The organism is Arthrobacter ginkgonis (genome assembly GCF_039540195.1).
Lineage (GTDB): Bacteria > Actinomycetota > Actinomycetes > Actinomycetales > Micrococcaceae > Zafaria > Zafaria ginkgonis.
In genome coordinates this window covers 66695-79368 of record NZ_BAABEO010000019.1, presented here as the reverse complement: position 1 = coordinate 79368, position 12674 = coordinate 66695, and the positions used below count along the sequence as shown (strand labels likewise).

The 12674-nt window shown below is 66.1% G+C and carries 8 protein-coding genes; 4 read left to right on the top strand and 4 right to left on the bottom strand.

All coding sequences use genetic code 11. The features are described 5' to 3' along the window. Positions 1 to 2: 2 nt before the first annotated feature. Together ABD912_RS13605 and ABD912_RS13600 are read right to left on the bottom strand one after the other, a co-directional pair. Complete coding sequence (locus tag ABD912_RS13605) at positions 3 to 1877, bottom strand: CHAT domain-containing protein (protein WP_345151511.1); 1875 nt, start codon at positions 1875 to 1877, stop codon at positions 3 to 5. Continuing rightward, the gene (locus tag ABD912_RS13600) at positions 1874 to 3211 is read right to left on the bottom strand and encodes a CHAT domain-containing protein (RefSeq protein WP_345151510.1); all 1338 of its coding nucleotides are present in this window, start codon (positions 3209 to 3211) and stop codon (positions 1874 to 1876) included. Before ABD912_RS13600 ends, ABD912_RS13605 begins: the two co-directional genes overlap by 4 nt. Before the next feature lie 420 nt (positions 3212 to 3631). On the opposite strand from ABD912_RS13600, the gene ABD912_RS13595 reads away from it, so the two are divergent. Further along, a complete protein-coding gene (locus ABD912_RS13595) occupies positions 3632 to 3991 on the top strand; it encodes a hypothetical protein (protein WP_345151509.1) in 360 nt (119 codons plus the stop codon). Between the two features lie 143 nt (positions 3992 to 4134). Here ABD912_RS13595 and ABD912_RS13590 read toward each other — a convergent pair whose 3' ends face one another. Continuing rightward, positions 4135 to 6978 (bottom strand): CHAT domain-containing protein, encoded by a 2844-nt coding sequence (locus tag ABD912_RS13590; protein WP_345151507.1) that lies wholly within the window; start codon positions 6976 to 6978, stop codon positions 4135 to 4137. A gap of 148 nt (positions 6979 to 7126) precedes the next feature. On the opposite strand from ABD912_RS13590, the gene ABD912_RS13585 reads away from it, so the two are divergent. Together ABD912_RS13585 and ABD912_RS13580 are read left to right on the top strand one after the other, a co-directional pair. Next, on the top strand, positions 7127 to 7870 hold the full coding sequence (locus ABD912_RS13585; protein WP_345151505.1) for a SigE family RNA polymerase sigma factor: 744 nt from the start codon (positions 7127 to 7129) through the stop codon (positions 7868 to 7870). After that, positions 7867 to 9150, top strand: a complete 1284-nt coding sequence (locus ABD912_RS13580) for an Ig-like domain-containing protein (RefSeq protein ID WP_345151503.1) — start codon at positions 7867 to 7869, stop codon at positions 9148 to 9150. The genes ABD912_RS13585 and ABD912_RS13580 overlap by 4 nt, the downstream gene beginning before the upstream one ends. 169 nt (positions 9151 to 9319) lie before the next feature. Here ABD912_RS13580 and ABD912_RS13575 read toward each other — a convergent pair whose 3' ends face one another. Then, complete coding sequence (locus ABD912_RS13575) at positions 9320 to 9646, bottom strand: GYD domain-containing protein (protein ID WP_345151498.1); 327 nt, start codon at positions 9644 to 9646, stop codon at positions 9320 to 9322. Between the two features lie 677 nt (positions 9647 to 10323). Between ABD912_RS13575 and ABD912_RS13570 the strand changes: the two genes are divergently transcribed. Continuing rightward, the gene (locus tag ABD912_RS13570; RefSeq protein WP_345151496.1) at positions 10324 to 12066 is read left to right on the top strand and encodes a CHAT domain-containing protein; all 1743 of its coding nucleotides are present in this window, start codon (positions 10324 to 10326) and stop codon (positions 12064 to 12066) included. Positions 12067 to 12674 lie beyond the last annotated feature (608 nt).

The window sequence follows — 12674 nt, the reverse complement described above, 5'->3', positions numbered from 1 at the left end:
CCCTAGGCGCCATATTCGGTGATGGGGCCACCCAGGCGATATGACGGGTCACCGAATAGCGCGTAGGCGGCCCACGTGATCCGGTCCTTTTGGTTGTTTTCGCAACTGTGCAGCCGCGCCTGCAGCAGTGCCTCACCCACGCGCTGCTTCTCTTCAATCAGCTGCCGGTAGAACTCGACGGACAAATCTGCGGCCGTGTCGTCGAAGACCGGCCACAGGGACCCCACGCAGGCTTGGGCACCGCCATAGACGAACGCGGAGGCCAGACCCTCTGCGTGAGCGACGGTGCTGCCCGTGGGCCGGCCCGGGGACTGGGGTGCTGTCTTGCTCGACTCGCAGGCGTTGAGGAATACCACCGGATGGCCCTCAAGCAGCCGCTGCACCCTGTCGGCGCGGAAGTGTTCGCCGCTGGACAACAACAGGTAGCTGAATTGGGGCCGCTGCGGATCGTAGCCTGCGTGTCCGGCGTAGTGGATCAGGTCGTAATCTCCGAGGCTGAGCTCATCGGTCAGGCGTCGCGCATTGACCTCGGACCCGGACAGCTTCGTCACCACGGGTTCGGGTTTCATCCCCGCCAAGCGTCGCTGGATCTCCTCGATCTCCCTCTCCGCCTGCACCAAGGGTTCCTCGGACACCGAGTGGATCAACAGCACCTTGCTTCGTGTTTTGCCCCCAGGGATGGGTTCCCGGGTGCGCCGGGGAAAGGTCTGTCCTGCGGGCATTCGGGCAAACATCCGCTTGAGGCACAGGAACCCTTCCCCATCATGGAGGAGCTCCCACGGCAACTCCGGGTTATTGGAGGTGACAGTCAGCGGAAACCCTTCGGTCTCGTCGATCAGGCGCTGCATGGCGTCCGGAATGAGTAGGCTGTACATCCGGCGACCGATTTTCTCCAGTTGTCCCGCGGGGTCGAGTTGGCCCAGGTGTTCCTCGGGCCGGGTGCGGCGCACGTTGCCTGCCCCCGCCGCCGGGGGGTTCGGGGCCGAACGGATCCCGTTCAGGGCGGCCTCCGCGATCGAGTTGATGATCTCCTGAAACTGCTTCTGGTCGGCATCGAAGACCTCCACGTCGTCGTAGAGATTCGTTTCCGGCATGTGCTCGTAGCCGGGCCTGCGAAGGAGCACTTTGTATGGGACGCTCATGCCCTCCACGGGATTGCCGGAGATGAGGAAGAGTTCCGTCCGGCGGGTGCGTTTGTCATCCTTCTTCTCCGCATCGCCAATTACTTTCGCGAGATTCTCGAGATAGGACCCGAGCTTCTTTGCATCCACCACTGTCCGGCTGGCAGGTAGCTCCGAGGTGAACTGCGCTTTCGCCAGCGCCTGCCTGGCGTGCTCCACCGCAACGGCAGCGGTGTCGAAGCGGCCCGCCTGGAATTCTTCCTCGGTCAGCCCAAAATTGACCGATACGCTGGCCAACTCCCTCGCCAGCTCGTCGGTCACCTTGACGCCGAGGCGGCCGGCCTGTCCGACGAGGTTCTCAATCTTCTTGAGGTCGACTCGCAGCGTCCGGTATTCCTCCTTGACCTCCCTCACGTATTCTTCAACCTCCTCCTTCCTCGCCGCGAGGTGCTTTCGGGTCTCACGGGCCACGGCCCATACCGGGTCGTCAAGAAGGCTTTCGAGCTTCGCCATACAGCCTTTGGTCCTGTCCGGTGTTCCGTTTGCCATCTGGGCTATTTGCGTGTCGGCCCTCGTGATGTTTGTGGTCAGGGACTCAATCAGGTGTCGCTCGCCGACGACGGCGGTGAGGCGGGTCTTGTCCATCCAGTCCACCTCCTGCCGCATCTCCTCGACCAGCGCCTTGCACTCGGTCAGCCGCCGTGCCGCGGCCGCAAGGCGAGGAACCGACATTCGGCGGGTGGCGGGAGCGTTCACGGCAGGGCTCCCCGGCGCGCTTCTCCCATCCCCTCCACTTCTTCCGCGAGGTGATCGATCTGTTTCTGCACGAATGCCGGGGTAGCCCCTTGCCCGCCCTCTCTCCTGTCCTCGCCCCATTGCGTGCGCAAGGCCCTGAGATTTTCCTCCTTGATTTGGAGCAATAGGCTCGCGGCCGTCTCTGCTTCCGTGCCTGCTTGCGTCGTGGGATTCCGCAGGCCAAGAACGGTGACCATGGTGTCCTCGACGTGGCTCCGGGGGCGGACAATCGAGCCATCCTCGTGCAGGAAGAGGACGGGCTGTGCCCATTCGTCGCCAATGGACTGCGAGAAGCCGATCTGCTGGGTTCGTCCGGAAGCGACCGCTTGGGACAATGTCGCGCCGGCTGCGAGTGCACCGTAGAGGCCTCCCAGGAATGCCTGGCAGCCCGCGTCGCTAATGATTCCGCGGATGCCGATCACGGCGGGGACAACCGGGGCCAGGTGAGCCGCAAGCCGGTCGGTTTCGCATGCCGCGAGGACCACAAGGCGCAACCGCGGAGTGTCCTCCATCGCCTTGGCCAGTGCCTTGCCCGGAAGCACGGTTGGCGAACCCGGCGTGCCCACCACGAGATCCTGCCACCCCTGCCGAGTCTGCTCCCCCGTCCCCATGATGTGCGCGACCTGCGCTTCACCGGCCTCCAGCGCCTCAAGGATCTGTTCGGGACCCGCATCCGGGATCGTCCGCACATCGGGTGTTTGGGGGAACGCTGCCCTAATGATTCCGGGGTCGCTGTCCTGGTTCACCCCGGTGACGGCCGTTGTCATAACCAGGATCGCCAGGTCGGGTGCCGGCACTGGGGCACCGATCCCGGGCATGGCTTCCTCACCGGAGGCCGGCACGTCGCGCAACACGGACCAGCCCTCCGAGAAAGCGACGTATTCGGAGGACGTCGGGGCCGGGTCCGACAGCAGCTCCCAAGGCAGGGCATGCAAGGCGTATGAGGAACTACGGATCAGGATGTGCAATCCGCGTTGCCGCCCTCGTTCGACCGCCTGCGCCCAGCAACGGCTAAGGGCTCCGGAGAAGAGGTTACTGAAAAGCTGGGTACCGAGCTGGGCGCGTGGGGGCTCGGCCGGATAGATCTTGGAAGTCGGGAACGGCGCGTTGGCGTTACGCCACTCGGGCCGCGCAACGAATTCGCCTGTCATGAGTTCGCCGTCGTCATCAACCTGAGCCGTAACGTCATACCGGTCCGGGCTGCCCTGGACAGGCGTAAACGTCACTACGAGCCGTGCGGGATTCACCCGTCCAGGTGTCACATACTCGGACACATCGTTCTTGAACAACGCCATGCCGGTCTCTCCTCGGCCTCGGCCCATCCCAGCCCCTCCCGGAGACATCTCCGGCCGGGTGGGGAGCGAAGCTACACCGCCAGTGTGTGGCAGTACCGTTACAGGAACGCTACTGCGTTGAAGGCCGGCGGTTAAGGCCTCGAGTTTCGCCTCCCGGCCAATCCTGCCGTTTCCCGACCCCCGACCCTGCCATTGCACACCGCCGGATGTGCCATTGGCGATATGGCTCCTGCGGAGCCCCGTCCGGGAAGGAGAACGGCGGACGGACCTTCGGTTGTGCCTGCCGTGCCAAGTGCAAGGTGGGTGCAAGGTGGTGAGGGGGCCGGGGACGTCTTCCACGTGCCAGTCGCCGTAACGGCGCAGTAACGCCGGCATCGTGTAATGGGACCACCGATTTCGTTGTCCGACGGGAAGATGCAGATGAAGGGTTTTACGCTTACGGGCGAAGGCATAGAAGCGCGGTACAGCGCCGATGACGGCGTGCTCTCGGTCCGGGGCGAGGACCTGCCGGGCACGCGCCGCGAGTTCTCCGGCGGCAATCTGAAAATCTCAACGTCCGAGCTGGGGACGATGCTGACGGGGATTCTCCTCGAGAGTACAAGGGACGTCTCCCAGCTCCGGTTGTCCGTGCTGGTTCCCTCGGGGCTCCGGGGGATCGACGAGGCACCGGTGACCGGGGCGCTGATCATTGTCACCGACCGGACCGAGGCAATGGACACAGGGCCCGACTCCCTGCAGGACTACGACGTTCGCCAGTTGTCCGGGACGATGCAGGACTGAAAGCGGAAGTCGACCCATCCCCCGGCAACGCCGCCGAGGCGTCGAGGAACGACCGCATTTTCGACGACTGCCTTTTCCAGGAGGTAGGGACCGTAGGCTGACCGGAGACGGGGATCGGGGCACCCGGTCCCCGTCTCCGTGCCCTACTTCCGCCGCTGCGCTCCTCCGATGTACCAGATGCGTGCGGTGGCGTCCCGGCTGGCCGTGGCCAGGGCGCGCCCGTCAGGCCGGAAGCATAGTCCGGAGACCCCGCCGTCGTGGTGGACCTGCAGCCGCAGGTCTTCGCCGGCACTGTCCCAGAGCCGGACCGCGCCGTCGCTGCAGCCGGTGGCCAGGATTGTCCCGGCCGGGCTCAGGGCCACCGCCCATACCGCGTCGTCGTGGCGGATCTTGGCCAGTTTCCTGCCGGTGGCGGCCTCCCAGATCCATGCGGTCCGATCATTGCTGCCCGTAACCAATCGGGAACCGTCCCTGCTGAAAGCCGCCCCCGTGGCCGCGAGGTCGTGGCGGATGCGCACCAGCTGGGCACCGCTGCGGGCGTCCCAGATCCGGGTGTCCTCGCTGCCGCCGGCCAGGCGCGTTCCGTCCGGGCTGAAGGCCACCGCGTGAACCGGATTTTCCTGGCGGATGTGCAACAGGTGGGCACCGCTTTGGACATCCCAGATATTGATGTCGTCACTGCCGGTGGCCAGGCGGGTGCCGTCCGGGCTGAACGCCACCGCGTTGACCGCACTGTTGAGCCTGATTCGCAACAGCACGATGCCGGTGCCGGCATCCCAGATCCGGGCGGAACTGCCCCAGCTGCCGGTGGCCAGGCGGGCTCCGTCCGGACTGAACGCCACCGTATTCACCACGGTGTTGTGCCGCAGCCGCAGCAGTTCGGCGCCGGTGCCGGCATCCCAGATCCGGGCGGTCTTGTCCCAGCTGCCAGTGGCCAGGCGGGCTCCGTCCGGACTGAACGCCACCGCATTGACAGCGCTGCCGTGCCGGACCCGCAGCAGCTCGGTGCCGGCTTCCGGGACCCGCTGCGGGGTGGGCACCGGGCGAACCGGACCGCCCCCGACGGCGGGTGGAGGGATTTGGGGGCGGGCCTCGTTGCGCGTTTCCCGGCAGGCGTCGCGGCGCGCTTCGGCGTCCCGAAACGCCGGCGCCGTTTTGAGGATCTCCGCGTAGAGTTGCCCGGCCGCGGCCCGATCGCCGGCTTCCTCCGCCAAACGCCCTTGCTCGTAGAGCAGTTCCAGCCGGGCCCGGGTGGCGAGGCCTCCCGGATTGGCCGCGTTCCGGTCCACCGCAGCCAGCGCCGCGGAAAACTCCAATACGACATCCCAGTTGCCGGCCTCGGCGTGCTTGCGCATGCCCACCTGAAGTTCCGCCACGCGCTGGCGCGTCTCGCAGCGCCTGCGTGCGGTCCCGGCGTCGGCGAACGCCGGATCGGCCTGGGCCAAGGTGTAGCCGCGGATCGCGGTCACCCAGTCGCCGGCGCTCTCCGCTGCTTGTGCGCGCCGGTAGACGGAGGCGAGTTGCTGGCGGTGCCCCGCCGTCTCGCGGAGCGCGGCCGCGTCCCGGAAGCCGGGCTCTTCCGCCAGCAGGCTGTCGAGCAGTTCGATGGCCGTCCCGTACTGGTTCACCTGCAGGGCGGCACCGGCCCGGTCGTACAGGTCCTGCCAGCGGATCCGCTGCTTTTCCTGCCGGGCGGCCTCCGTCGCACGGGCCTCCGCCACCCTCTCATCCGACATCTTGGCATCGGCCGCCGGACCCTCGGTTGCCCGAATCTCCGGCGCGGCGCCCTCCGGCTGCCGTTCCGGCTCACCACTGGACTCGGGGCGTTCCGGCTCACGGGTGTGGAGGGGATCGGTCCGCAGCCTGGCGGCGCCCCGGGGTGGGGTCAACGTAAACAGGCTGGTCTCGCTGCCGCGTACGTACAGCACCGGGGTGACCCATTCCAGCGTTGACCGGGAGTTTCCCGTAATGGAGATCCGCCCGTTGCGGGCGGCCTCATCGATCCTGCGGCCGTTGGCAATTGCGGTGTAAAACCCCTGCGCAAACGCAATGGCCGCCTCGTCGCTGACGGTGAACTGCATGGCCGCCACGGCGCTGACCCCGCTGCGGACCAGCGCGGCGGCGGTGCCGGAAAACAATTCCTCCGTCCCGGACTCACCGCTGGAGCAGGAATTGAGCACCACCAGGCGGGGAACCGGCCGAGCCGCGCTCAGCAGGTACGCCAGGCGGGAGGCCTCCACCATGGCCGCACGGCCATGCGCATCCGTCAAGGCGATCAGGCCTTCCCCGGCACGAACGTCGTAGTCCCCGTGCCCGATGAAATGCACCACGTGCCAAGGTCCCGCCAGCAGTTGCTCGTGGACCCCCGCCCAAGTCGCCTCCGGCGCCCAGACCACCTCCACCAGCCCTGCCGCGATCGGACCATCCAATGCCGTCTCCAGGCGTTCCTTTTCCGCGTCCACGTCCAGGGCCGGAAGGCCGCGCGGGGACGAAACCACACCGAGGATCCGCAGCGGCGGGACGACCCTCAGGGCCCGGGGCGTGTAGTCGGGCGCCGGGATGCGCCGCAGCATCGGCTCATTCCGGCAGAGATACGATTCCGTTTCCGGGTCGAACAGCATCTCCCACGGCAAGGCGGCCAGCTCCGGAGCAGCCAGCCGCAGCACCACCCGCAGCTGGTCACCGGCCTGTTGGGCCGCACCAAGGCTCGCCCGGTATGCCCCGCGCACCGGGCCCGCGAACAGTGCGTCGAACAGCTGCTGTCCAGCCTGCCGCACAGGCTCCTCAGCCAGCGGAACCATCCGGCGCGCCGACACGGCCGAAGCAAGGATCGTCTGCTCCAGGTCGGCCCGCCTGTCCAGCATTTCATCAACGTCCAGGCGGAAGGCGGCCCACGGTTCCCCGCCGGCCCGGGCCTGTATCACCCGCACCATGTACTCATCGCGCCCTGAACCTGGACTGATTTCCAGCTCGATGTCCGTGTTCACACGACCTTCTAACCATCAGCGTTTGAAGTTTTCCCTGCCCTCCCACAGGGACTACGCGAAGGGTGCCGGTTGCCCCCATGTGCCGCGAATTAAGATTGATCCACTGAGATGAGAATCACAAGTCCGGCGGTATCATGCAGGAGTAGCCATGGCATGCCGGGGCGATCCGCCTAACTCGCATGTCCGCGTGCGAGGGAAGGGCACCAAGCCCATGTGTGATGTTCCCAAACGGCAGCTGCGGCCGCTGGTGCGGCCAGCGAGGGTCGCCATCACCGCAGCCACGCTCGCCGCCATAGCTGCGGGATGGATCCTGTCCGGCGTTCTCGGCGTCGTCCTCATGGGCCTCGGTATTGCTGCCTTGGTGGGGGTGGTCCTGATTCCCTCCCTTCGGGAGGTGGAGTTCGGGCTCCCTCCCGGCGCAAGGCTTTCCCGGGCCCTTCAGGACCGTCAGGAAGAGCTTCGGATGGCCTTCGAGAGCCAACATGAGGAACTGTCCCTTTGCGCCCAGTTGCTGTGCGACGATCCCGCACGAGCCTCCGCGCTGCTGGAGGAGGCTTGGGCCCGCACCGCCGCCGTATGGCGGGGCCCCGTGACTGCGCAGATCCGGACTTATGCGCTCTGCGACCTGATCCATCTGATCGGCTCCCCTCAGCACGGGACGGCCGCCAGTCCGGAAGGACCATATCCCGACACCCAGAACGGCGGGGCCCTGCACCCCTTGGCATCGCTGGCCTTCCCTGACCGGGCAGCGGTGGTGCTGCATGAGTTTGCCGACCTCTCGGCGGCACAAATCTCCCGGATCACCGGCCGGTCCAAGGCAGAGGTCAGGGCTGCCGTGGATAATTTCCAGCCTGCCGCAGGCGGACCGGACACGGGCGGGGATCCGCGATGAATGCGCCCTTCCAGCGAACCTTGGCGGCAATCGCCGAGGAACGTTCCCGGGACCATCCCGCGGATGCGGAGCGGGCACTCCAGCGGGGCATGGACCGCTACCGGCGCCGGATTCATCTGGCCTACGGCGTTTGTGTGGCCGCCGCTGTCCTGCTCGTCGGCCTGCTGTTCATGGCGCATCAGTTTGCCCCGGACCCAACACTAAAAGACATCGTCATAAGCGAGGTGCGGGAGCTGCCGCCAAAAGCGGAGGTGCAGCTCACTGCCACTGGCATTTACAGCAATGGCGACCACCGCGAGCTGACGGAGTCCGTCAGGTGGGAGTCAGATAACTCGGCCATCGCCACCGTCGACGCCGCCACTGGCAAGATCACAGGCATGAAGCCCGGGGACGCCACTGTCGCCGCCTCGGCGGACGGAATCACGAGGCAGATACGGATCACGGTGACCGCGGCAAAGCTGGAAGGCATCGAGATCCATGATCCGGGCAAACTGGAGCAGGGCAAGACCCTGTCATTGGTCGCCATGGGCAAATTCAGCGATGACACCGAGAGGAAGCTGGGCGCGGGCGCCGTCAAGTGGGACTCAGACAAGCCGGAAGTTGCCGCAGTTGACCCCAAGACGGGCAAGCTCACTGGAAAAAGCCCCGGAGAAGTCACCATCACCGCATCCGCGGACGGAAAAAAGGACAGCGCTAAAGTCACCGTCACGGCGGCTTCCACTAGGACGCCAACCGGATCGCCAGCCTCCAAGCTCGAGCGCATTGAAATCAGCGGGCCGGGCACTGTGATGGAGGGCCGAACCGCCTCCTACAAAGCTACGGGCATGTACAGCGACGGTTCCCAGAAGGACCTGGCATCCGTCACTTGGGAGTCAAGCGATCCGGCCACAGCCAAAATCGACTCCACCGGAGTCGTTACCGGCGTTGTTTCGGGAGAAGTCACCATCACCGCGTCCCAGAGCGGGGTTACCAGCAAGCCCAAACACATCAGCGTAGCGGCGGCCTCCCCGACGTGCACGCCACTGACCGTTTCCCCGAACGCCTACATTGGCCGGCCGGTCGGCGACGTGAAAGCGGAATTGACCGCCCTCGGCCTAGAGCCAGTCCTTGAGGGCCAGACGAATGAGCAAGCAGAGGCCGGCCTGGTACTGGACGTTGATCCGAAATGCACCACGGATGGTTGGCGAATCACCGTCTACTATTCCTCGGGGCCGGCCGGGCCTCTACCAACCGACCCTTCCACACCCTGGCCTTTACCGACCGCGCCACCCGCGCCCTAGATGGTCCCGAACGCCTACGGGCCTCGAGCTCCAGCGAGGCCGGTGGCGGAGAGGTGGTTCCGTATGGTGTCGCTGGTACCCATCGCGCTCCCGCGCCAGTGTTACCGCAGGAGGCCCGCGGTTCCCCGGCATCAATTCCCGCCGAAGCTGTTGAGAGCGCGTGGTCCGGTTAGGCGCCGGGAGCCCGGTACCCCACCTGCGCGGCCTGCCGCAGGGCCTCCAGCGTTTCCTCGACGCTTAGGAGCACCGTCGTTTCCAGCGAGCCAAGGGCCCCTCCCCCGCTGAGCGCCAGCGCCACCGCGGCCATGGACACGTTGTCGGGGGCCTCCCACAGGGTGAACCCGTCGTGCGCGCCGAAAGCGTACCAGAAGCCGTGGAGCCGCCCACCCACCGACTCGATGTAGGACCGGGCCGCCACCCGGCGGTCCTCGGGGTTGGCGATCATCCGGGCCCAGGTCTCCGGCGTGTAGCTGAATTTCGATAGATACAGCGGCATGGTCTTTCCCTCTCGTTGGCCCAGGACTGCGGGATGCGCGGCTGCCGGCGATCATGGGTTGTGCCTGAGCATGCCCCTTGGTGGACTTCAGTGTGAGCCTCCGGTGGGGGCTTGGCTATGCGCGTTGAGGGGGCAGCCCCGGGCGAGGGTGAGCCACACGGGCCGGCCCCGGCCGGCCGAAGAAGCACTACGTATGAGTACTTCAAGGCCCTGCCCATCGATGGAGCCAGATTGCGCGGCTTCTGGCTCATACACGCTGCGCCCGGTTGCCCAGGCCGGCGGGCAGATCGCCGAATTGTCCCTGCTCCGCGGGCTGGACGACTGCCTGGACAAGCAGGTCACCGCCCCAAGCGGTCCAGAGCCAAGTGATGTGACACGGCCAGGCATTTGCGGCCGCCACCTGGGCCCTTTCAGAAATCGCCCGCTTTGCCGTTCGGCAGTAACGGACAAGTAATGTCCGGCCCCTACGGTAATTCCAGCCGCTGGTCCTGGCAGTGGCTGACGAACGGGAGGTCATCTTCTGTATCAGAAGTTCACCGAGGGGAACGTCCGGGCCACCCCAATGAGCGACCGGCTTTGTACAGATCAGTCTTGGTGTGGGTCCGTGCATGCCTCGCAGAGACCTCGTTTTGGGAGGGCAGCCTGGCAATCTCAAATTTCCGGGTGAGAAGGCTGCGGTGGAAAATGACATTGAGCTGGAAATTGGATCCGGTTCCGGCCCCGGCGACTACACCGTCCGAGTGATCCGGGCCCTGGCGGGCGGGGAGCCATCTGCGACATTCACGCTGGACGTGGACGCCTTGCTGGATCGCCGGGCTGAACTCGAAGACGCCGTTTTGACCTCTGCAATATCAACCCGGCGAACCATTTCACGGGCGGAGAAACCGCTGCGTGAAGTGGGGCAGCAGCTGTTTCAGGCACTATTCACCGGCCCGGTGAACGGAACCTACCGAGCAAGCCTGGGCGCGGCCCAACGCTCCGGTCAGCAACTCAGGGTGGTGCTCCGGCTGACCGCATCCGAACTGGCGGGCCTGCCGTGGGAGATGCTGTTCGACCCGGAAACCGAGTCCTATCTGTGCCGCACAAGGCCCCTGCTGCGGCGCATCCCGGCCTCCGACTACAGTCCCGATCCCCTCGAGGTGGTGCCGCCGCTGCGGATCCTCGGCATCGCCGCCTCACCTCGCGACCTGGGGGCGCTAGATATTGACGCAGAGAAACAGCATCTGGCCCGGGCGCTGGCCGAACCGATCGCCGCAGGGCTGGTCGAACTGGTCTGGGTGCCGCAGGCGACCTGGAGCTCGGTTCAGGCACATCTGCTGGGAGGACCGTGGCATATCGTGCACTTCATCGGGCATGGCGGCTACGACCTCCATGGTCAGGAGGGCCACATTGCCCTAATCTCGGCTTCGGGCCGCTCCGACATGGTGGAATCCTCCCGCCTGGTTGACCTGCTTCGGGAAGCCGACCCAACGCCTCAGCTCGTGGTGCTCAATTCCTGCTCGACCGGTGAAGCCGGAGAGGAGGACCTCTTCTCGGGAACGGCGGCAGCCCTGGTCCGTGGCGGCATCAGCGCCGTGGTGGCCATGCAGTTCGCCGTCAGCGACACGGCCGCCGTCGCCTTCGCCCGGGGCTTCTACGACGCGATTGCCCACGGCCGCGACATCGACAAGGCCGCCGGAAGCGGACGGACCTCCATCCTGGGCCTGGCCTCCCTGGAGTGGGTGACCCCGGTCCTGTATGTCCGCGGCAGCTCCACTCGCCTGTTCACGCTCTCCGGCCGCCCCGTACCCCATAAACCCGGCCCCCCGCCCGGCCCCGAGGTGAATCCCGTGTATCTGGCCCTCGGCGGGATGGCGCTGCTCATCGCCGGGCTGACCAACGGCTGGTTCCATTTCTTCCCGATGTCCGGCCAGCAGGCACAGACCAACTATTCCGTCTACGTATTCGCTCACGCAGCTGCGCTGGCGCTGTTCGTGCTCGCCGGTCTACCCGACGGCTCCCGGACGGGACGGATCATCCTGGGGATTGCAGCCTGCGCTGCCCTGCTCACGATCGGGAACAACACGGTAGCCCTCATGTATACGCTGCGCTTCGTCGAAGTAGCCTGCGGACTCTGGGCGGGCGGGCGGTTGGTTCAGGCCAGGACTCTTACGGGATGGCCAAGATGGCTTCTGCTCTTGCTCTTCGTCTCACTGACCCTTGTGACGGTTCTTGAAATGGTAGTACCGCTTGCCATCTGGACCACTCTGCTCTTCACCGCGGCCGGAGCCCTTTTCGTACTCGCCGCCCTCAGGCTGGCCAAGGGGTGCCCCCGCCCGGTCCGCCTTCGGGTGCTCGGTGCGGTGACGGGAACCGCACTAGCCGTGGTGGCAGCAACCGCAATCATATTGTGGGTACCTGGGACAGCTGGAAAGCCGTAAGGGGAGCAATTACCCTCAAGCAGTTCGGCACTTCTGGCGGCCCCTTTGGTGGCTTGGTATGACGCGAAGATGGGTTGGTTATCAAAGTGCCAACGCTGCGGGAGCCTGGCCGTGGGCGAAGGTGACAGCCCCGACGTCGCTGACGGTGAGCTGCATGGCGGTCCTCCCGAGGGGTCGCCGGGTTCTGCCGGGGACGGGTAGGCGGAACGCCCGGCCGCTGGGTTGGGGTAGGGCCCAACCTGACAGGCGCGCGGGCAGCCCAGACTGAGCCATCGACGACGCTGCCTGGCACCCGCCGGGGAAACAGGCCTTCGACACGGGGGTCCTCCACGCCTATGTCTCTACGACCCCGTAGTGACGGAGTTCAAGGCGCGTGGCACCATCGAGCGCCATCTCGAGAGTCGCCGTAACGTGGGCGGGGAAAAGTCGCACTCGTCCGCCAGGCGCGACGGCCCACGCCTTGGCGCAGGCATCAATACCATCGGCATGAAGATCTTCGTACTCGGGGATCCCTTGTTGGGACCACTGCGACGGGGCCATGGCTTGCCCGCAACTCCGAGAGATACGGCAACCAGCACGCCGTCGTTCGGGCGAAAGGTGCCCGCGAG

What these genes read in the sequence shown, in the direction of transcription:
- ABD912_RS13600 (WP_345151510.1), bottom strand. Translation starts at nt 3,211, where the DNA reads ATGGCGTTGTTCAAGAACGATGTGTCCGAGTATGTGACACCTGGACGG.
- ABD912_RS13585 (WP_345151505.1), top strand. Translation starts at nt 7,127, where the DNA reads ATGGCATGCCGGGGCGATCCGCCTAACTCGCATGTCCGCGTGCGAGGG.
- ABD912_RS13575 (WP_345151498.1), bottom strand. Translation starts at nt 9,646, where the DNA reads ATGCCGCTGTATCTATCGAAATTCAGCTACACGCCGGAGACCTGGGCC.
- ABD912_RS13580 (WP_345151503.1), top strand. Translation starts at nt 7,867, where the DNA reads ATGAATGCGCCCTTCCAGCGAACCTTGGCGGCAATCGCCGAGGAACGT.
- ABD912_RS13595 (WP_345151509.1), top strand. Translation starts at nt 3,632, where the DNA reads ATGAAGGGTTTTACGCTTACGGGCGAAGGCATAGAAGCGCGGTACAGC.